Raw genomic sequence first — 18,261 nt, 5'->3', positions numbered from 1 at the left:
GAGACGGGATGTCCATGACCCATGCCCTCGTCGATCTGCTCGGCGAGGTGGCACTGCTCCTGTGGGGAATCCACATGGTGCACGACGGCGTGCTTCGTGCCTTCGGCAGTGATCTGCGCCGCCTGCTCGAGGTCGGCCTCGCCGACAGGCCGCGGGCCTTCCTGGCAGGGCTCGGTGTAACCGCCGCACTGCAGAGCAGCACGGCGACCGCGCTGATGACGACGTCCTTCACGGCCAGCGCCTCAGTCGGCCTCGTCCCGGCACTGGCGGTGATGCTGGGCGCCAATGTCGGCACGACGCTGATCGTGCAGGTCCTTTCGTTCGACATCACGCTCGTCTTCCCGGTGCTGATCTTCGCGGGGTTCCTGACCTATCGCAGGGCTCGGCGCGCCCGCCCCCGCGAACTGGGGCGCGTGTCCATGGGCCTCGGCCTGATGCTGCTGTCCCTGCATCTTCTCCTCGGAACCGTGGCTCCGGTCGAGGGCTCGGCGGTGGCCCGCGACTTCCTGCGGGCGATCACTCAGGACGCCGTCCTGAACCTCGTCCTGGCGGCCCTGCTGACCTGGGCCGCCCATTCCAGCGTCGCGGCGATCCTCTTCGTGATGTCGCTGGCCGGGGCCGGCGTCGTGACGACCGAGGCGGCGCTCGCCATGGTTCTGGGCGCCAATTTGGGCAGCGCCGTCAATCCGGTGGTCGCGGCGCTGGGCGGGGATCCCGTGCGCCTGCGCATGCCTCTGGGCAACCTGCTGAACCGGCTGATCGGCTGCGCTCTCATGCTGCCGCTGCTCGGGCCCATCGCCGGCCTGTTCGAGATGACCGGCGCCGGCGCGGCCCGGCATGCGGTGGATTTCCACACGGCCTTCAACCTCGCCGCGGCGCTGGTGGCCATGCCGTTGCTGTCGCCCGCGGCGCGCGCCCTGGAATGGCTGCTGCCCCGGCGGGCGGCCAGCGCGGATCCCGCGGCGCCGGTGTATCTCGATCCCGCGGCCCTGGCGACGCCTTCGGTCGCGCTGGCCAATGCCGAGCGCGAGGTCCTGCGCATGGCCGACGTGGTCGAGACCATGCTGCGCGGCTCGCTCGACCTCCTGCGCACGGACGACCGGGACCGCCTGGCCGAGCTGCGGCGGCTCGACGACCGGCTCGACCGGCTCCATGGCGAGATCCAGCGCTATCTCGCAGCGGCCAGCCGCGCGACGCTCTCGGAGACCGAGACACGGCGCCTGTCGGAGATCCTCGCCTTCGCGATCAACCTCGAGCATATCGGGGACATCGTGGACAAGAGCGTGATGGAGCTGCTCGCCAAGCGCATGCGCCTGCATCTCAGCCTGCCGCCGGACAGCCTCGCGGATGCCGAGGACATGCATCTCAGGCTGGTCGACCACCTGCACCTGGCCATTGCCGTCTTCATGCTTGGCGATTCCGCGGCCGCGCGGCGCCTCGTCGAGGAGAAGGAGCGGTTCCGCGAGCTTGAGGGGCGCGCGCGCCAGCGCCACTTCGACGGGATGCGCAGCGGCTCGCCGGGCGTCGAGGAGGCGTCGAGCCTCCATCTCGACCTCGCGCGCGACCTGAAGCGGATCGAGGCGCATATCGCGGCCACCGCGCATCCGCTGCTGGAGCGCGTCGGCGCGCTGCGGTCGACGCGGCTGGCGAGCTGATCCCGGCCGGCGAACGGGCCAGGCGGCGCCGTCAGGAGCCGCCGGGCAGTCCGTGTGACAGCGCCGCCGGCTGCAGCATCTCCCGCAGGCGGGCGAGCGCGCGCCGCTCGAGCTGCCGAACCCGGTCCTTCGAGATGCCGAGCTCGCGCCCGATCGCCTCGAAGGTCGGCGGGATCTCAGTAAGGTGGCGCTTGCGGATGATCGCCGCCTCCCGTGCCGGCAGCATGGACAGTGCCCGGTCGAGCATGGCGCCCCAGAGCCGGGCGGCACCGGTGATGGCGACTGCCTCCTCGGGGGTCGGCAGATGCGAGGGCAGCCCGTCGAGCAGGCTAGGGCCCTCGGGGTCGTCGCCGGACGGCTGGTCCAGGGACTGGTCACGGCCGGCGATGCGCCGGGCCAGGCCCTGGGCCTCGGCCAGGGAGAGGCGCACGCGGCTCGCCATCCGCCCGAGGATCTCGTCCCCGATGCCGTCCACCGAGGTCCGCAGCTCGGCGGCCTTGCGTCGCAGCGCGAAGAACAGCATGCGGTGTCCTGCGGACCGGCCGACCCGGACCAGCGACCAGGATCGCAGGACATGGTCCTGGATCGCCGCGCGCACCCACCATGCCGCATAGGTCGCGAAGCGGACGTCCCTATCGGGATCGAACTTCCGGGCCGCGTGGATCAGCCCGACCGTCCCCTCCTGGACCAGATCGCTTTCGGGCAGGCCAAAGCGGCCGTAGCGGCGTGCGAGGCCGACGACCAGACGCAGATGGCTGGTGATCAGACGCTGCTCCGCGGCAGGATCGCCCGCCGCAGTACGAAGCGCCAGCTCCCGTTCCTCGTCCGGGGTCAGCATGGGTTGGCGCAGGGCGGCGAGAGGCAGGTCCATCGTTGGCGTGTCGAACATCTGTCAACCGAGAATCGCATGCGTCGCCGGACAGTCAACCGCCTTGTAGGCCAATCGGCTCGCTGGGTGGGACGAAGGTGTTGCCGGACGGCCCGGCCTTCCCAGATTCTCGGGCAGCACAGACGAGAGAGAGCCATGCCGCGCAAGCGCCCCGCCAGTCCCGAAGCCGCTCCGGAAGCCGTGCCAGATCCCGCTACGCCAGATCCCGCTGCCGGGGCCGGGGCGGACCCATCCAGCCGCGTCCTGGAGGCGGCGATGGCCCTTGCCGCCGAGCGCGGCTGGCGCGACCTCCCGCTCGAGGATGTGGCGTCGCGGGCCGGGGTCCCTCTGGCGGAGCTGTTGCGCCGTTTTCCCTCGCGCGCCGACATCCTGGCCGAGCTCGGCCGCGTGGCCGACGCCGCGATGCTGGATGGCGAGGCTGACCTGGATCGTGGCGAGCCGGTCCGGGATCGGCTGTTCGACCGTGTGATGCGGCGCTTTGACGCGCTGCTGCCCTACCGGGCCGGCCTGCGCCGCATTGCCGAGGACCTGCCGCGGGACCCTGCAGCCCTGCTGCCCCTGGTGCCGCGGCTCGGCCGCTCGATGGCCTGGACGCTGGAGGCGGCGGGGCTGCCCGCCGCCGGGATTCGCGGGGCCCTCAGGGTGAAGGCCCTGTCCTTCGTGTATCTGCGCGCCATGCGGGTCTGGCTCTCGGATGAAAGCGTGGACCTGTCGCGCACCATGGCTTCGCTGGACGGTCAGCTACGCCGGCTCGAGGAGCTGTCCGGGCTGCTGCGGCGTCGCGGAGCCCCCGAGGCCGCCTCGGCTGCGCCAGCGCAGGAGGGGTAGGGGGGCGCGACGCTTTGCTGCACTGCACAAAAATCGTTGACGCAAAATTAGGCGGCCGGCATCATCCGCGCCGCCCGCTGTTGATAGACAGCGCCCCAACAATTCAGAAGGAAACCCCGAGATGGCGAAGAATGGCCCCTTTTTCGACATCGACATGACCAAGATGATGGACGTCTCGAAGCTGCTGGCCGAGTACAAGCTTCCGGGCGTCGACATGAACGTCGTGCTCGAGGCGCAGCGCCGCAACATCGAAGCCTTGACGGCCGCCAACCAGGTCGCCTTTGACGGCGTTCAGACCGTTCTGCGCCGGCAGGCCGAGATCCTGCGCCAGACCATGGAGCAGGCGAGCTCCATGCTGAACGAGCTGATGGCCGCGGGTACGCCCGAGGACAAGGTCGCGAAGCAGACGGAGATCGTGAAGCAGGCCTTCGAGAAGGCGCTCTCCAATATGAAGGAGCTCGCCGAGATGGTCGCGCGCTCCAACACGGACGCGGCCAACCTGCTGAGCAAGCGCGTCAGCGACAGCCTGGACGAGCTGAAGACTGCCGTCCAGAAGGCCAAGAAGTAGGTCTCGCCCTGCTGCGGTGTGCCGCGGCCTGACGATTGCTCGCGTGCCGCCTCCCAGCGCCGGGGGCGGCACAAGAGCGATTTGAAGTTCGCTCCGAACCTCAAGTCGCTCCCGATACATTGAAGCCGGAGCGGATTCACGCGATCTGGCGTTCGAGCCAGATCGCGATCCGCTCCGGGCTGTTTGCGCTTCAGGGCGACCGTGCTAGCGTCCCGCGCGGCAAGACGGCGGGGGCGAGCATGGCGATCGGCTACGAGGATTTCGCGAAGGTCGACATTCGCGTCGGTACGATCCTCGAGGTCGAGCCCTTTCCCGAGGCGCGCAAGCCCGCATACAAGCTCCGCATCGACTTCGGGCCCGAGATCGGGGTCAAGCGCAGCTCCGCGCAGGTCACGGACCTCTATGCCGCCGGGGATCTCGTCGGCCGGCAGGTCTGTGCGGTCGTGAACTTCCCGCCCAAGCGGATCGGCCCTTTCCTGTCAGAGGTCCTGGTCCTCGGCCTGCCCGGCGAGGGCGGGGCAGTCGTGCTGATCCGGCCGGACAGCCCCGTGGCCGACGGCGGCCGGCTCTACTGAGCCGGCCGATCCGCACTCGACTGGGGTGCCGCTCAGCTCAGTGGACGGGCATCTCGCCGAGGGTGCCGACGATCCGGGTCGGGTCGATGCCCCAGCCGGTGATCTCGTCGATCTCCTCCTCGGTGACGTACTTCACCACGTTCCCCTCCTCGCAACGGATATCGTAGCGGGGGGAGGTCTCGAACGTCCTCGCCACCACAGTGCCGTTGCGACCCTTGAAGGACACGCTGCGACCAAGTGCCAGCATCTTTCCCTCCCTTGGGCTGACTGACAGGGAGAGAATCGTTCGAGAGGGTCGGTTGTTCTACTTAGCTGGCGCGGTAGTCCCGAAGGCACTTCCCAAAACTGCCCCCTTGGGGGAGTGGTATAACCCTTAATCGCGAAGGAGGTGGCCGAGGCCTGACGAAAGGCCTCGGCCGATCATCAGGCTGCTCTGACCTCCGCCAGGAACGACCTTACGGCCGCCCTCAGCTCCGCCGCCTGGCCCGCGAGATCCGATGCGGAATCCCTGACGCTGACCGAGGCCTGGCCGGTCTGCTCGGCCGCCGTGCGGACACCGGAGATGCTGCCGGTCACCTCCTCCGTGCCGGTCGCGGCCTGCTGGGCGTTGCGGCTGATCTCCACCGTCGCGGCGGATTGCTGCTCGACCGCCGAGGCCATGCCCGCGGCGGCATGGTCGATCTCCTCGACCTGGCCGATGATGCCGCGCATCGCGGCGACGGTCGCCTCCGACGCACCCTGCACCGCCGCCATCTGTTCCCGGATCCGGTCGGTCATGGCGCGGGTCTGGTTGGCCAGGCTCTTCACCTCGCTGGCCACGACGGCAAAGCCCTTGCCGGCCTCGCCGGCGCGCGCCGCCTCGATCGTGGCGTTCAGCGCCAGCAGGTTCGTCTGGCTTGCCACGTCGCTGATGGCGTTGACGATCTCGGCGACCTGGCCGACGGCCGCAGCCAGACCATCCAGTCGGGCCTGAGCCGTGCGTGCGTGCTCGGTCGTGCTGCGAGAGCGGTTCGCCGTCTCGGCCACCTGACCCGAGACCTCCCGGATCGCCGCGGAGAGTTCCTCCGCGGCCGAGGCGACGGTCTGCACGTTGGCACTGGCCTGGGTCGCCGAGACGGCAACGGCCGTGCTCTGGCGTGATGTCTCCTCCACCGCCGCGGCGAGCTGCTGGGCCGTTGCCTGCAGGCCGGTCGCCGCGTTGCCGAGCGTATCCACGACGCCGCCCACTTGGCTGTCGAAGCGGTCCGCGAGGGTCAGCATGGCACGGCGGCGCTCCTCGGCCGCCCGCTGCTCCGCCTCGCGGGCGGCGCGCTCCATCTCGCGGTTCCGGACGATGTTGTCGCGGAAGACCTGCATCGTCCCCGCGATGTCGCCGATCTCGTCCCGGCGGCCCAGGCCGTAGATGTCGATTTCGGTCTGCCCCTCGGCCAGCCGGCGAAGCCCTGCGACGGACCGGACCAGCGGCGCTGCGACGCCGAACCTCGCCATGGCGTAGCCGATGGCGAGGCCGCCCACCACGCCGAGACCCGCCACGCCGAACATGATGAGCTCTATACGCGCGGCCGAGTCCGAAGCAGCGTTCGTGATCTGCTCGGCTTTCCTGTCGGTGTAGTCGGCGACCGCGCGGAAGCCCGCCGTCACCTCGGATGCCGCGGCCCGGCTGGCCAGCGCCGCGTCGCGGATCTCCTTCTGTGCTGCGTCCAGGGCGATCTTGTCCTGGTTGCGCCGCGCCGTCTCGATCATGGTTTCCAGGGCGCGGCTGTAGGTCGCATACTTCGCTTCCGCCTCCTGGAGCAGCCGCCGCGTCGTCTCGTCGCGTGCCGCCCGCAGCTCCTCGACGCCGCTGGCCAGCGCCTTGCGCTGCTGCTCGATGGTGCGGAGCGCCTCCGCCATGTTCTCCGCACTGGGATCGGCCGCGATGCGGAACTCAGCCCGGTTCAGCGCCACCACCGACTGGTTGATTCGGGAAGCAGCCAGGCTCTGGCCACCTGCGCGCTCGATCGACGTCGCCGCCTCGCTCAGCGAGCGGATCCCGAAGACGCCAACGCCGCTGACGGCAGCGGTCGCCAGCGACAGGGCGCCCACGAGGACCAGCAGCTTGTGGACGATCCTGAGATTCGAAAATGACATTCCTAAGCCTCTTTCCGAGAATTTCCGGAAGAGGTAATCCGGTCAGGGCGCCGGTCCAGGCACGAATTTCGGCCAGGTCCGCTTGCCCCGCTATGTCATTCGGATAGTCCGGTCGCCCGAGCCCGCGCGCCCGGGGGTCTCGGTCAGACGGGAAGACGCAGCACCGCCCGGAGCCCCCCCGAGGGGCTTTCCTGCAGGTGGATGTCGCCGCCATGGCTGCGGGCCACGTCCCGGGCGATGGTCAGGCCCAGGCCGACGCCACCCCCGGCTCGCCCTTTGGGCCCGTCCAGGCGGAAGAAGGGCTTGAAGACCTCGTCCCGGACGGCCGCGGGGATGCCGGGACCGTCGTCGTCCACCAGGACCTCGACCACCCCAGCAGCGCGGGCAGCCGTGATCCGGACGTGCTTTGCATGGCGCCGCGCATTGTTCACGAGGTTGGCGAGGCAGCGCTTCACCGCGTTCGGGCGCAGCTGGACGAGAAGATCGCCACCGGTCTCGACCTCGACCGAGGCGCCGTCGCGGCGGGCGCCCGCCGCGACGTCCTGGACCAGCCGGGCAAGATCGACGGGGACCGGCGCCTCCGTTCCCTCGCCGCGCGCGAAGGCAAGATAGCCGTCGATCATGTCCTGCATCTCGACGACGTCGGCCTTGAGCTCCTCGACCTCGGGCTCGTCGCCGAACATCTCGAGTTGCAGCTTCATGCGCGTGAGTGGCGTGCGCAGGTCGTGGCTGACTCCGGCAAGCATCTCGGTGCGCTGGCTGATCTGCCGCTTCAGGCGCTCGCGCATCATCAGGAAGGCCGCGGCGGCCTGGCGCACCTCGGCGGCGCCTTCGAGCCGGAAGGACGGGGACAGGTCGCGGCCCTTCCCGAAACTGTCGGCTGCGGCGGCGAGCCTGCGGATCGGCCTGATCTGGTTGCGCATGAAGATGATGGCGATCGCGAACAGCACCATGGCGGCGCCGACCATCCACAGCAGGAAGATGTAGGTGGTGGAGCTGTAGAGCCTGCGCTCCGGCGACATCACCGAGAGCAGCCCATCGGGCACCTCGATGCGCATCTCGATCCATTCGTGGGCGACGCGGGTGTCGATGGAATGGGGCAGGTAGACCCGCTCGTCGATGGCGCGGCTCAGCGTCTGCTCGAGCGTGTTGCCGGACGGGCTCCAGGGCTCGGTCAGCCGTCCGCCGGGCTCGAAGGTGATGATCAGGTCCATGTGGCGCGCCGCCATCTCCAGCGTCCGCCGGCGCTCCTCGGGTCCCGCGTCGCGGTCGAGCTGCTCGACGACCATGGCGACCTCGCCCGCGACGGCATGGGCTAGGCGGTGCGTCATGGTGTCCCAGTGGCGGTCGTAGAAGATCCAGGTCGCCACGACCTGGAGCAGCACGACGGGCGTCACGATGATCAGAAGGGCCCGGCCGAACAGGGTGCGGGGCAGGAGCCGCTTCACGGCGCCCACCGGCCCCGGGCGGGGTTGCATCAGGGCGGCGCGCGAGAGCTCCGGGACCGCCATCAGTCGGGCCTCAGCACGTATCCCTCGCCACGGACCGTATGCAGATAGCGGGGCAGGCGCGGGTCGGGCTCAATCTTCCGGCGCAGGCGGGTGACCTGGACATCCACCGTGCGGGCGTTGCCGGAGATCCGGCTGCGCTCGGTCAGCTCCTCGCGGGTGAGGACCATGCCCGGGCTCGACGCAAGCACCTTGAGAAGGCTGGCCTCCGCCGAGGTCAGGCGAATCGTCTCGTCGCCGCAGCGGAGCTCCTCGCGCTCGGGCACGAAGGTCCAGCGGCCCAGGCGCAGCTCCGCGGCCTCCTGCGGTCGGGGGACGCGCCTGAGGATCGAATTGATGCGCAGCACCAGCTCGCGCGGTTCGAAGGGCTTGGCGAGATAGTCGTCCGCCCCGGCCTCGAGCCCGGCGATGCGGTCGTCGGGCTCGCCGCGGGCGGTCAGCAGCACGATGGGAAGCTGGCTTTCGCGGCGTAGGCTCTCGGTCAGCTCGAGGCCGCTCTCGCCGGGCATCATGATGTCGAGGACGAGGAGATCGAAGCTCAGCGACGCGATTTTGGCCCGGGCGTCTGCGGCATCCTCTGCCGTCGTCACCAGGAAGCCGTTGCGCAAGAGATAGCGTTTCAGGACCTCGCGCAGGCGGGTGTCGTCATCGACCACCAGGATGTGCGGCATGTCCTCGGTCGTCACGACGCCCTCCCTACCGGCGGACCGCCACGGGCCGGTCCGCGGAGCGCGCGGCCAGCTTGTCGCGGTCGCGCTCCTCGACCATGCCCAGCATCACCTTCCGGAAGCCCTCCACGGCCTCGGCCCCGGCATGGCGGTAGGCCCGCGCCACCCGCTGGCGCTGCGTCTCGGAAAGCTGGCGCTCGAGCTCGATCCCTTCGGGCGTCAGCTCCAGCAGGCGCTGGCGGCGGTCGCGCAGGCCCGGGCGCTGGGTGATGTAGCCGCGGCGGACCAGCTCGCCGAGCACGCGCGACAGGCTCTGCTTCGTGATCCTCAGGATCGACAGCAGCTCGGTCACCGGGATCGAGGGATTGCGGCCCACGAAGTAGATCACGCGGTGATGGGCGCGTCCGAAGCCGAGCCGCTCCAGCATGTCGTCGGCCTCGGCCGTGAAGTCGCGATACGCATAGAACAGAAGCTCCATGCCCTGGCGAAGCTCCTCCTCGCGCAGGAAGAGCGGATTCACACCCGATTTTACGTCAGCCATGTTGACATATCTGCGGCCGTTTGTTACCTGTCTTGGACCCGGCAGCGAAATTTTCGTTCAAAGGAAATGTGCCTATGTCCGTTCTGCCCTTCGACGATCGTGATGGCGTCATCTGGTTCGATGGCGCGCTGGTCCCGTGGCGCGATGCCAGGATACACGTACTCACGCATGGGCTGCATTACGCGAGCTGTGTATTCGAAGGAGAGCGGGTTTACAACGGTTCCGTCTTCAAGCTGACGGAGCATTCCGAGCGCCTCGCGAAGTCGGCCGAGATCCTTGGATTCGAGCTGCCCTACAGCGTCGCCGAGATCGACGCGGCCACACGCAGGACGGTCGAGGCGATGGGCATCGTCGACGGGTATGTCCGCCCCGTGGCCTGGCGCGGCAGCGAGATGATGGGCGTGGCCGCCCAGCAGAACCGGATCCATGTCGCCATCGCCTGCTGGGTGTGGCCGAGCTACTTCTCGCCCGAGGCGCGCATGGCGGGGATCCGCCTGACCATGAGCCCCTGGCGGCGCCCGGCCCCCGACAGCGCGCCGACCCAGAGCAAGGCGGCGGGGCTCTACATGATCTGCACCCTGAGCAAGCACCAGGCCGAGCAGGCAGGGTTCCACGACGCCCTGATGCTGGACTACCGCGGCCTCGTCGCCGAAGCCACGGGCGCCAACTTCTTCATGGTCCAGGACGGCCGCCTGCATACGCCTACGGCGGACTGCTTCCTGGACGGGATCACCCGCCGCACGGTCATGGACCTCGCCCGCAGGCGCGGCATCGAGGTGGTCGAGCGGGCGATCCGCCCGGAGGAGTTGAAATCCGCCGAGGAGATCTTCCTGACCGGCACGGCCGCCGAGGTCACGCCGGTCGGCGAGATCGACGGGACGCGCTTCACGCCCGGCCGCGTCTGCGAGACCCTGATCAAGGACTACGACGCGCTGGTCCGTAGCGCGGCCGCCGCAGCGGCCTGAACAGGAGTGATGCGTCCGCGCCCTGACGGCGCGGACGCATGCCTGTCCCGCGCCGCCGCGGGGCTTCCCCAACTTATTCCGCTGGGAACATCGGCGCGCCGCATCCATTTTGCTGCGGTGCGGAATGCACCGCGCCACCCAGGGGCGGACCGGCGGCTCACGCGTGTGGCGGCCGGCGGGGACGCCTGCAATCGGAAGAACAATCGGGAGATCGCCATGTCAGACGCTTGCGATGCGCGCGACGACGAACCGGCCGCGGTCTGGCCCGTCGTTCATGGGAACGGCTTCGCCGTCCCTCAGAACCCGTCGACGGAGAAGACGGAAGAGCCTGCCCCCAAGCAGGATCCGTGAGCGCCTGGGCGGGGCCGGTCAGGTCCCGCCCGCCGCTCCGGCGCGGGGGTAGGCCGCGCCCTATTCGTCGTCGCGCTCGGAAAGGGTGAGTTCGGGGAAGAGCAGCAGCACCCGCTCGCGGAAGACCTGTAGATGCTCGATCACGCCGTTCACGTCGTCCAGCAGGACGCGCAGGTCCAGCCCGTCGTGGATTGCGGCCTTCCAGCTTTCGAGCAGGGTCTCGACCGCGTCCTCGGCGGCGAAGGACGACAGGTCCTGGCCGGTGATCGCCAGACGGCGAACGTAATCGACGATCTGGTTCGGGCTGGCCACGCCAATTCCTCCGCAGGACGACCGTCCTAGCGGCGCCTGCACAGGCAGATGTCGCAGCTACTGGTTAAGATTTGATTTCGCGAGGCACGCTGCTTTGTCCGGAGGACTGCCAGCGTGACGCCGCCGCCTCGTCGGTGTCCCTGGCCTCGACCCAGTGCTCGCCTTCCGGAGTCTCCTCGAGCTTCCAGAAGGGGGCCTTGGTCTTGAGCCAGTCCATCAGGAACTCGCAGCTCTCGAAGGCCGCCTGCCGGTGGGCGGAGGCAGTCACCACCAGCACGATCCGGTCGCCAGGCTCCAGGCGTCCGTAGCGGTGCACGATCCGCGTGGCGAGCAGCGGCCAGCGGTCCCGCGCCTCGGCCTCGATGGCTTCCAGCTGCCGTTCGGTCATGCCGGGATAGTGCTCGAGCGTCAGCGCCGAGGCGCCGGCACCCGGGACGACGTCGCGCACGAGCCCCACGAAGCAGCAGACCGCGCCGGCATCGGTCCGCCCGGCCACGGCCGCCTCGATCTCGCGGCCGGGGTCGAAATCCTCGCGCTGGACGCTGACGCCCACCCGATCAGCCCCCGGTCACGGGCGGGAACAGGGCCACCTCGTCCCCGCGCCGGAGCGGATGGTCCGGGCGCGCGTATTCCTGGTTCACCGCGACGCGGACCACAGCCGGGTTCGCCAGCGCGGCGGCGAAGCCAGGCCCGCGGGTCGGCAGCCATGCCAGGAGGTCGGCAACCGTTCGCACCTCCTCCGGCGGGTCCACCGTCTCCTGGCCGATGCCGGTCTTGCTGCGCAGCCAGGCGAAGTAAAGCAGCTTCATGGTCCTCGTCTCATCTGGCGGGCTGCGCGGGCCGCCCATGCGGCGGCGCGACGCGCTGGGGCGCGGGCGAGGCTGCCATGTGGGCCCAGCCGACGCGCATGTAGTCCCACCCAGTGAACAGCGTCAGCGCCCCTGCGATCCACAGTCCGACAATCCCGATCGCCTCGACCGGGACGCCGTCGGGGCCCGCATCGCCAACGATCAGCACGCCCAGGGCCACCATCTGGATCGTCGTCTTCCATTTGGCCAGCCGGCTCACCGGGACGCTCACCTGGAGCCCGGCCAGGAACTCGCGCAGGCCGGAGACCAGGACCTCGCGCAGCAGGATCACGACCGCGGGGAGTACCGATATGCCGGTCAGCCGGTCGACGGCGACCAGCATGAAGAGGACCGCCGCCACCAGGAGCTTGTCCGCGATAGGGTCCAGGAACTTGCCGATCGGCGAGACCTGGTCCCACGCCCGCGCCAGATACCCGTCGAACCAGTCGGTGATGCAGGCGGCCGCGTAGAGGATGCAGGCTGTGACGTCCGCCCAGTCGGTGCGTACGAACAGCAGCGCGATCACCACGGGAATGATCGCGATCCGCGACAGCGTCAGCAGGTTGGGCAGATTGGTCAGCATGGGAAGGCCGCTCGTCGCTGGCTGGCGCGTGTTACCCGGTCCGGCTGGGCCTTCGATCCGTCGGGATGGGGGCGGATGGTCCCGATGGTTTCCCGGCCTCCCACATCCCCGGCCATGACCCGATGACGCGGCACCGCCAATAGAGCCGGGATCCCATGCAGGTGTCAACGGAGCCGACCGCGGACAGCCGGCGAGGGCAAACCGGCGCCGCCCGGCCGCCGCTACTTTGCGTCGTCGTGGAAGTGGTCGTAGATCTTCCGGGCGACGGCCCGGCTGATGCCGGGCACCGCCTCCAGATCGGCGAGACCGGCCCTCTCGACGCCCCTGGCGGAGCCGAAATGGTGCAGCAGGGCCTTCTTGCGGCTGGGTCCGATGCCGGGGATCTCGTCGATCACGGATTTGCCGATGGCCTTGGTGCGGCGCGCCCGGTGCGTCCCGATCGCGAAGCGGTGCGCCTCGTCGCGCAGGCGCTGCAGGAAGTAGAGCACGGGATCGCGGGGCTCGAGCGAGAACGGGGCCCGGTCCGGCATGAAGAAGCGCTCGCGTCCGGCATTGCGGTCGGGCCCCTTGGCGATCGCCGCGATAGGCAGGTCGGTGATGCCGAGCTCGTCGAGGACCTCGGTCGCGGCCGAGAGCTGTCCCTGTCCGCCGTCGATCAGCACGAGGTCGGGCCAGCTCCCGCTCGCGCGGCCGGGATCCTCCTTGAGCGCGCGCTCGAAACGCCGCTGCAGGACCTCGCGCATCATGGCGTAGTCGTCGCCGGGCTTCACCGGGCCGCGGATGTTGAACTTCCTGTAGGCGTTCTTCATCAGCCCCTCGGGGCCGGCCACGATCATGGCGCCGATGGCGTTGGTGCCCTGGATGTGGCTGTTGTCGTAGACCTCGATGCGGGCGGGCGGGCCGTCGAGCCCGAAGACCTCGGCGACGCCGTCCAGGAGACGGCCCTGCGAGGCGGTTTCGGACAGTCGCCGGCCGAGCGCCTCGCGCGCGTTCAAGAGCGCATGTTCGACCAGCCGGCGCTTGTCCCCGCGCTGCGGGACGGCCAGCTCGACCCTCTGGCCGGAATGCAGGGTCAGCGCCTCGGCGATCAGCTCGTGTTCCGCGGGCTGCTGGCTCAGCAGCACCAGGCGCGGGACCGGCTTGTTCTCGTAGAACTGCCCCACGAAGGCGCCGAGGATGTCGGCGGCTTCCTCCCCCTTGTCGTGGCTGGGGAAATAGGCGCGGTTGCCGTAGTTGCTGCCGCCGCGGAAGAAGAAGACCTGGATGCAGGTGTGGCCGCCCTCCTGGTGCAGGGCGATCACGTCTGCGTCATCGATGCCCTCAACGTTGATGTCCTGATGGGCCTGAATGGCCGTGAGCGCCCGGATGCGGTCCCGGATCGCCGCGGCCTCCTCGAAGCGCATGTCGGCGCTGGCGGCCTGCATGGCGCGGCCGAGCTCGGCCTGGATCTGCTGCGAGCGCCCCGACAGGAAGGCCCGCGCCAGATTCACCTGCTCGCGGTACTGCTCGGGCGTGACGCGGCCGACGCAAGGCGCGGTGCAGCGCTTGATCTGGTGCTGCAGGCAGGGACGCGTGCGCGACTGGAACACGGTATCGGCGCAGTTGCGGAGCTGGAAGGCGCGCTGCAGCGCCACGATCGTCCGGTTGACCGCGCTGCCCGATGCGAAGGGGCCGAAATAGTCGGCGCTGGCGTCCCGCGCTCCGCGATGCTTCCAGAGCTGCGGGAACTCGCTGCGGGTGATCATGATGTAGGGGAACGACTTGTCGTCGCGCAGCAGCACGTTGTAGCGCGGGGCGAACCGCTTGATCATGTTCGCCTCGAGCAGCAGAGCCTCCACCTCCGTGTGGGTCTGCACGAACTCCATTGCTACGGTCTCGGCCACCATCCGCTGGAGGCGGTTCGGAAGCTTGGAGACGTGGGTGTAGTTGGCGACGCGCTTCTTCAGGCTCTTCGCCTTGCCGACATAGAGCACATCGCCGCCGGCGTTCAGCATGCGGTAGACGCCGGGTGTGTTCGGCAGGGTGCGCAGGTATCCGCGTATCACCTCCGCCCCGTCGGCCAGGGCGCCGTGGCCGGACCGCGTGCGGCGCGATTCCGGCGGCGCCTCCGGCGGCAGGGCCGGGCCGCCGGCCTGCGGGACCTTGGTTGAGTCGGAGGAGGGCTGATCGGACATGGCCGCCGCTATGTTGGATGCCCGTTCTACAGGGTCAACGCCCCGAATCAAGCTGCGTCACCGGCATTCCGGCGCGCTGGGAAAATATCCCCGGAGCCTGTGGATAAGTTTGTCGAAAAATTCTGGATATTCGGCATCGAACCAGTGCCGCCGTGGCGTTGCGGCGATTGCCCATATTTTGGGCGTTTTCCCTAAGGCATTGATAAGATATAGTATTCTTCCTGTCAATCTGCCGCGGCGAAGCTCCTACGAATTTCTGGGGCCTTGACAACATCCACCCGGCCAGCGCAGCCGAGGCTGTGCAAAAGAGAAAAATGCAATCTATTGCGTGACCCCGTCGGATCGCGCAGGGCTCATGACGATGAGCCTCCGAAGTGCCGTCCCCGCGACGGAGGATCGGAAGGACTCGCGCAGGGGTATGCCTGGGTGGCCCGCTGGCGGTCCTGAGATCGCTGCGACCGGATGTCAGGGAAGACTTTCCTCGGACGCTTCGGGTCGGCTTCATTCGGCAAGGGCGACGTCTCGGCGACTGGCGAGGAAGTGAAGCCCGCAGTCGACGGTCACCGACTGGCCGGTGACGGAGCGGTTCTCCAGCAGGAACAGCACGGACGAGGCCACGTCCGATACTTGAGCTCGTCTGCCGAGCGGCGTCGCCCGGCTGCGCCGCTCGAAATCCTCCTCATCCTGCCCGGGAGCGGGCAGGACATAGCCGGGACAGACCGCATTGACGCGGATCCGCGGCGCCAGGTCCCGGGCCAGAAGCTGCGTCAGGCCGGCGAGGCCGTATTTGGACAGGCTGTAGGAGAGATGGTCGGGGTTCGGGCTCTGCAGCTTGAAATCCAGGATGTTCACGATCGCGCCCTCGGCGCCGGGAGGCAGCGCGGCCGCAAGCCCGCGGCACAGCACCAGCGGGGCGTAGAGGTTCGTGCCCGCGTGCTCGGCGAAGCTCTCGGGCGTGACCGTTCTGAGATCGTCCCACTTGAACACCGACGCGCAGTTGACGAGCCCCGTGAGCGCCGCGCCGGCGCGCGAGGCCGCCGTCTCGACCAGATGCGCGACCGCATCGGGATCCCTGAGATCGGCTGCCACGGATTCGGCGCGGGCACCCCGGGCGCGCAGCAGCGCCACGAGGTCCGATGCCTCCTGGGCGGAAGCATGGTAGTGCACGACCACGCCCCAGCCATGGCTTGCGGCCAAAATCGCGATCTCGCGACCGATCCGCTTGGCGGCGCCGGTCACCAGGAGCCAGTTCTTCATAACGCTTCCACGGGGCAGGGCCGGGATCGCCCGCCGATCCCCAGAATGGCCTGGGGTGAAGCTTGCGCCTCGGTGCCGGGCCGTCAAGCCGGCACCGCCGATCCCGGCGCGCCGTCCCGCGCTCAGGGGGCCGTGCCCGGCCGGGGTGCAGGCGCCGGCTTTTTGTGCGAAAGATTCCGTGGCCGGCACCGCCCGTCTGGGAGCCGCCGCCGCTGCTCCGCCCTGGCGGGCATGGCATGGCGATTGAATTCGCATGGGCCGAGATCAAGCCCGGAGAAGGCGAATGGAACTGCCCCGCCGCCGCTGGCAGGACATGACGGCGAAGGAGTTCGCAGCCGTCGAGGAGCCTGAACGAGTCGTCGCCGTGCTGCCCGTCGGCTCGGTCGAGCAGCATGGCCCGCATCTGCCGGTGTGGTGCGACGGCGCCCTGGTGGAAGGGATCCTGGACGGGGCAGCGGCACGGATGCCGCCGGATATGCCGGTGCTCGCGATGCCCATGCTGCCCTACGGCTTCTCCATGGAGCACACGGCCTATCCGGGGACGCTGAGCATCTCCGCGGAAACCCTGGTGCGCCTGCTGGTGGAGATCGGCGAGGGCGTGCACCGCACCGGCCTGCGCCGCTTGGTGATCCTGAACGGGCACGGTGGCCAGACGCAGGTTCTGGACATCGTGGCTCGCGAGCTGCGCATGCGGCTTGGCATGCTGGTCGTGCCGTGCTCGTGGTGGCGTCTCGGCATGCCGGACAATCTGTTCCCCTCGGCCGAACTCGCCCACGGGATCCATGGCGGCGCCGTCGAAACCTCGATGATGTTGCATCTGGCTGCGCCGCTCGTGAACCGGGGCGAGATCCGGAACTTCGAGTCCCTCGGCCGCGAGGCCGAGGCCGAGTTCCGCCACCTCAGCGCGACGGGCCCGGTCGCCTTCGCCTGGGCGGCCCAGGATCTCAACCCTCTCGGGGTCTGCGGCGACGCACGCTTGGCCGAGGCGCGTCACGGTCAGGCGCTGGTCGAGAAGGCCGCTGGCGCCCTGGTCGGCCTGCTCGCGGAGGTTGCCCGTTTTCCGCTGGATGCACTCAAAGATCGGATCTGAGGGCTCCGGTTGCGCCGTCCTCGACAAGGCCGCGGCATCAAACCATAGTCCTTCGGTACAGGAACAAAGAGCCGGCTTCGAGCCGCAAAACTCCCATGAAGACTTCTTTTCGCGTGCTCTTGACGGCGGCGCTCCTTGCTGCCGGCGGCGCCGGCATCTGGTACGTGCGCACGCCCGAGGGCGGGGCACAGCTCGCCGCGCTGCAGACGCGCGTGTTGGGCGGCGCTCCTGTGACCACGCCCGCGCCGGCCACCGGATCCGGCGCGGGAGCGGCCGGAGCCGCGCCGCGCGGCATCGGGGTCGAGGCACAGCAGGTCCGCATCGGGACGGTCGCGCGCGACGTCAGCTCGGTCGGAACGCTGCTGTCCTCCGAATCGGTCGTCGTCCGGCCCGAGATTCTCGGCCGCATCGGCGAGATCGGCTTCCAGGAGGGAACGCCCGTGCGGCGCGGCGACGTGCTGGTCCGCCTCGACGACGCGGTCCAGCGCGCGACACTGGAGCAGGCGCTCGCCAGCTTGGCCCTGAGCCGTGTCGAGGAGAGCCGTGCCGACGAGCTTTTCCGCCAAGGCAGCGGCTCCGCCCGCCAGCGCGACCAGGCACGCGCCAAACTCCTGGCGGACGAGGCGGCGGTCGCCATGGCGCGCGCCCAGCTCGCCAAGACCGTGATCGCAGCGCCCTTCGACGGCGTCGTCGGCCTGCGCCGCGCGAGCGTCGGCGAGGTCGTCCAGCCCGGCCAGGCCATCGTGAACCTGGAGGCGATCGACACGCTGAAGATCGATTTCCGGGTGCCGGAGCTATACCTGCCGGCGGTCGGCATCGGTCAGAGCCTCGCGATCCAGGTGGATGCGCTTCCGGAGCACCGGTTCACGGCCGAGGTCTACGCCATCGACCCGCTGGTGGACGTGAACGGCCGGTCGATCAGCATCCGCGCGCGGCTCGACAACCGCGGGCATGTGCTCCGCCCCGGCCTGTTCGCCCGGGTGGCGCTGACGATCGCGACACGCGAGAACGCGGTGATCGTGCCCGAGCAGTCGGTTTTCGCCGTCGGTGCGGACCAGGCGGTCTACCGGGTGGTCGAGGGCAAGGCGCAGCTCGCCAAGGTCCTGCTGGGTCAGCGTCGCGCCGGCGAGGTCGAGGTCGTCCGGGGCCTCGGGCCGGCCGACACGGTGGTGACCTCGGGCCAGCTCAAGATCAGGGACGGTGTCCCGGTGAGCCCCATCGCGGTGCCCGTCTCGACACCCGCGGCTGCGCCGGCCGCAGCACCCTCCGCATCGCCCCCCGGAGGACCGGCGCAGGCGTCCAAGGCCGGGAGCTGATCC

19 protein-coding genes are annotated in these 18,261 nt (G+C 69.4%); 7 read left to right on the top strand and 12 right to left on the bottom strand.

Annotation, left to right across the window (positions count from 1 at the left end; genetic code table 11):
• Positions 1–8 precede the first annotated feature (8 nt).
• Entirely contained in the window at positions 9–1,655 is a 1,647-nt protein-coding gene (locus tag JUB13_RS05275; RefSeq protein WP_207477743.1) for a Na/Pi cotransporter family protein, read from the top strand.
• A gap of 31 nt (positions 1,656–1,686) precedes the next feature.
• On the opposite strand, the gene JUB13_RS05270 is transcribed toward JUB13_RS05275, so the two are convergent.
• A complete protein-coding gene (locus JUB13_RS05270; protein ID WP_207477742.1) occupies positions 1,687–2,544 on the bottom strand; it encodes a sigma-70 family RNA polymerase sigma factor in 858 nt (285 codons plus the stop codon).
• Positions 2,545–2,679: 135 nt separating this feature from the next.
• Here JUB13_RS05270 and JUB13_RS05265 point away from each other — a divergent pair, with 135 nt between their 5' ends.
• The 3 genes from JUB13_RS05265 to JUB13_RS05255 all read left to right on the top strand — a co-directional run bounded on the left by JUB13_RS05265 (position 2,680) and on the right by JUB13_RS05255 (position 4,515).
• Complete coding sequence (locus tag JUB13_RS05265) at positions 2,680–3,372, top strand: TetR family transcriptional regulator (RefSeq protein WP_207477741.1); 693 nt, start codon at positions 2,680–2,682, stop codon at positions 3,370–3,372.
• Positions 3,373–3,493: 121 nt separating this feature from the next.
• Positions 3,494–3,940, top strand: a complete 447-nt coding sequence (locus JUB13_RS05260; protein ID WP_207477740.1) for a phasin family protein — start codon at positions 3,494–3,496, stop codon at positions 3,938–3,940.
• 239 nt (positions 3,941–4,179) lie between these two features.
• The gene (locus JUB13_RS05255; RefSeq protein WP_207477739.1) at positions 4,180–4,515 is read left to right on the top strand and encodes a tRNA-binding protein; all 336 of its coding nucleotides are present in this window, start codon (positions 4,180–4,182) and stop codon (positions 4,513–4,515) included.
• A gap of 37 nt (positions 4,516–4,552) precedes the next feature.
• Here JUB13_RS05255 and JUB13_RS05250 read toward each other — a convergent pair whose 3' ends face one another.
• The 5 genes from JUB13_RS05250 to JUB13_RS05230 all read right to left on the bottom strand — a co-directional run bounded on the left by JUB13_RS05250 (position 4,553) and on the right by JUB13_RS05230 (position 9,362).
• Positions 4,553–4,762 carry a hypothetical protein gene (locus JUB13_RS05250; RefSeq protein ID WP_207477738.1) on the bottom strand — a complete coding sequence of 70 codons (210 nt, stop codon included), beginning with the start codon at positions 4,760–4,762 and terminating at the stop codon, positions 4,553–4,555.
• Positions 4,763–4,938: 176 nt separating this feature from the next.
• Positions 4,939–6,645 carry a methyl-accepting chemotaxis protein gene (locus JUB13_RS05245; protein WP_207477736.1) on the bottom strand — a complete coding sequence of 569 codons (1,707 nt, stop codon included), beginning with the start codon at positions 6,643–6,645 and terminating at the stop codon, positions 4,939–4,941.
• 143 nt (positions 6,646–6,788) lie between these two features.
• Positions 6,789–8,156, bottom strand: coding sequence for a sensor histidine kinase (locus JUB13_RS05240; RefSeq protein WP_207477734.1), 1,368 nt, complete (start codon positions 8,154–8,156; stop codon positions 6,789–6,791).
• A complete protein-coding gene (locus tag JUB13_RS05235) occupies positions 8,156–8,824 on the bottom strand; it encodes a response regulator (protein ID WP_207478089.1) in 669 nt (222 codons plus the stop codon). Before JUB13_RS05235 ends, JUB13_RS05240 begins: the two co-directional genes overlap by 1 nt.
• Positions 8,825–8,849: 25 nt before the next feature.
• Positions 8,850–9,362, bottom strand: a complete 513-nt coding sequence (locus JUB13_RS05230) for a MarR family winged helix-turn-helix transcriptional regulator (protein WP_207477732.1) — start codon at positions 9,360–9,362, stop codon at positions 8,850–8,852.
• A 74-nt stretch (positions 9,363–9,436) separates the two neighbouring features.
• Here JUB13_RS05230 and JUB13_RS05225 point away from each other — a divergent pair, with 74 nt between their 5' ends.
• Positions 9,437–10,327, top strand: a complete 891-nt coding sequence (locus JUB13_RS05225) for a branched-chain amino acid aminotransferase (protein WP_207477730.1) — start codon at positions 9,437–9,439, stop codon at positions 10,325–10,327.
• Positions 10,328–10,738: 411 nt separating this feature from the next.
• On the opposite strand, the gene JUB13_RS05220 is transcribed toward JUB13_RS05225, so the two are convergent.
• From JUB13_RS05220 to JUB13_RS05195, 6 genes are all read right to left on the bottom strand, one after another.
• On the bottom strand, positions 10,739–10,990 hold the full coding sequence (locus JUB13_RS05220; RefSeq protein WP_207477728.1) for a hypothetical protein: 252 nt from the start codon (positions 10,988–10,990) through the stop codon (positions 10,739–10,741).
• Positions 10,991–11,054: 64 nt separating this feature from the next.
• Positions 11,055–11,543: a molybdenum cofactor biosynthesis protein MoaE gene (locus JUB13_RS05215; protein WP_207477726.1), complete on the bottom strand. Its 489-nt coding sequence runs from the start codon at positions 11,541–11,543 to the stop codon at positions 11,055–11,057.
• Positions 11,544–11,547: 4 nt separating this feature from the next.
• On the bottom strand, positions 11,548–11,799 hold the full coding sequence (moaD, locus tag JUB13_RS05210) for a molybdopterin converting factor subunit 1 (protein ID WP_207477724.1): 252 nt from the start codon (positions 11,797–11,799) through the stop codon (positions 11,548–11,550).
• 10 nt (positions 11,800–11,809) lie between these two features.
• Complete coding sequence (gene pgsA / locus JUB13_RS05205; RefSeq protein WP_207477722.1) at positions 11,810–12,421, bottom strand: CDP-diacylglycerol--glycerol-3-phosphate 3-phosphatidyltransferase; 612 nt, start codon at positions 12,419–12,421, stop codon at positions 11,810–11,812.
• Positions 12,422–12,642: 221 nt separating this feature from the next.
• A complete protein-coding gene (gene uvrC / locus JUB13_RS05200; protein WP_207477719.1) occupies positions 12,643–14,595 on the bottom strand; it encodes an excinuclease ABC subunit UvrC in 1,953 nt (650 codons plus the stop codon).
• Positions 14,596–15,096: 501 nt separating this feature from the next.
• The gene (locus JUB13_RS05195) at positions 15,097–15,852 is read right to left on the bottom strand and encodes an SDR family oxidoreductase (protein ID WP_207477718.1); all 756 of its coding nucleotides are present in this window, start codon (positions 15,850–15,852) and stop codon (positions 15,097–15,099) included.
• Positions 15,853–16,135: 283 nt separating this feature from the next.
• Between JUB13_RS05195 and JUB13_RS05190 the strand changes: the two genes are divergently transcribed.
• Together JUB13_RS05190 and JUB13_RS05185 are read left to right on the top strand one after the other, a co-directional pair.
• Positions 16,136–16,942 carry a creatininase family protein gene (locus JUB13_RS05190; protein WP_207477717.1) on the top strand — a complete coding sequence of 269 codons (807 nt, stop codon included), beginning with the start codon at positions 16,136–16,138 and terminating at the stop codon, positions 16,940–16,942.
• 95 nt (positions 16,943–17,037) lie between these two features.
• The gene (locus tag JUB13_RS05185) at positions 17,038–18,258 is read left to right on the top strand and encodes an efflux RND transporter periplasmic adaptor subunit (protein ID WP_207477714.1); all 1,221 of its coding nucleotides are present in this window, start codon (positions 17,038–17,040) and stop codon (positions 18,256–18,258) included.
• Positions 18,259–18,261 lie beyond the last annotated feature (3 nt).

It is taken from the genome of Arenibaculum pallidiluteum (genome assembly GCF_017355985.1).
In the GTDB taxonomy this organism is placed as follows: domain Bacteria; phylum Pseudomonadota; class Alphaproteobacteria; order Azospirillales; family Azospirillaceae; genus Arenibaculum; species Arenibaculum pallidiluteum.
This window is presented reverse-complemented; position numbering and strand designations above follow the sequence as displayed.

Coding starts and splice junctions, on each gene's coding strand:
- JUB13_RS05230 (WP_207477732.1), bottom strand. CDS start 9,362: ATGGCTGACGTAAAATCGGGTGTGAATCCGCTCTTCCTGCGCGAGGAG.
- uvrC (WP_207477719.1), bottom strand. CDS start 14,595: ATGTCCGATCAGCCCTCCTCCGACTCAACCAAGGTCCCGCAGGCCGGC.
- JUB13_RS05235 (WP_207478089.1), bottom strand. CDS start 8,824: ATGCCGCACATCCTGGTGGTCGATGACGACACCCGCCTGCGCGAGGTC.
- JUB13_RS05255 (WP_207477739.1), top strand. CDS start 4,180: ATGGCGATCGGCTACGAGGATTTCGCGAAGGTCGACATTCGCGTCGGT.
- JUB13_RS05250 (WP_207477738.1), bottom strand. CDS start 4,762: ATGCTGGCACTTGGTCGCAGCGTGTCCTTCAAGGGTCGCAACGGCACT.
- moaD (WP_207477724.1), bottom strand. CDS start 11,799: ATGAAGCTGCTTTACTTCGCCTGGCTGCGCAGCAAGACCGGCATCGGC.
- JUB13_RS05225 (WP_207477730.1), top strand. CDS start 9,437: ATGTCCGTTCTGCCCTTCGACGATCGTGATGGCGTCATCTGGTTCGAT.
- pgsA (WP_207477722.1), bottom strand. CDS start 12,421: ATGCTGACCAATCTGCCCAACCTGCTGACGCTGTCGCGGATCGCGATC.
- JUB13_RS05185 (WP_207477714.1), top strand. CDS start 17,038: ATGAAGACTTCTTTTCGCGTGCTCTTGACGGCGGCGCTCCTTGCTGCC.
- JUB13_RS05270 (WP_207477742.1), bottom strand. CDS start 2,544: ATGTTCGACACGCCAACGATGGACCTGCCTCTCGCCGCCCTGCGCCAA.
- JUB13_RS05245 (WP_207477736.1), bottom strand. CDS start 6,645: ATGTCATTTTCGAATCTCAGGATCGTCCACAAGCTGCTGGTCCTCGTG.
- JUB13_RS05265 (WP_207477741.1), top strand. CDS start 2,680: ATGCCGCGCAAGCGCCCCGCCAGTCCCGAAGCCGCTCCGGAAGCCGTG.
- JUB13_RS05275 (WP_207477743.1), top strand. CDS start 9: ATGTCCATGACCCATGCCCTCGTCGATCTGCTCGGCGAGGTGGCACTG.
- JUB13_RS05240 (WP_207477734.1), bottom strand. CDS start 8,156: ATGGCGGTCCCGGAGCTCTCGCGCGCCGCCCTGATGCAACCCCGCCCG.
- JUB13_RS05260 (WP_207477740.1), top strand. CDS start 3,494: ATGGCGAAGAATGGCCCCTTTTTCGACATCGACATGACCAAGATGATG.
- JUB13_RS05190 (WP_207477717.1), top strand. CDS start 16,136: ATGGAACTGCCCCGCCGCCGCTGGCAGGACATGACGGCGAAGGAGTTC.
- JUB13_RS05195 (WP_207477718.1), bottom strand. CDS start 15,852: ATGAAGAACTGGCTCCTGGTGACCGGCGCCGCCAAGCGGATCGGTCGC.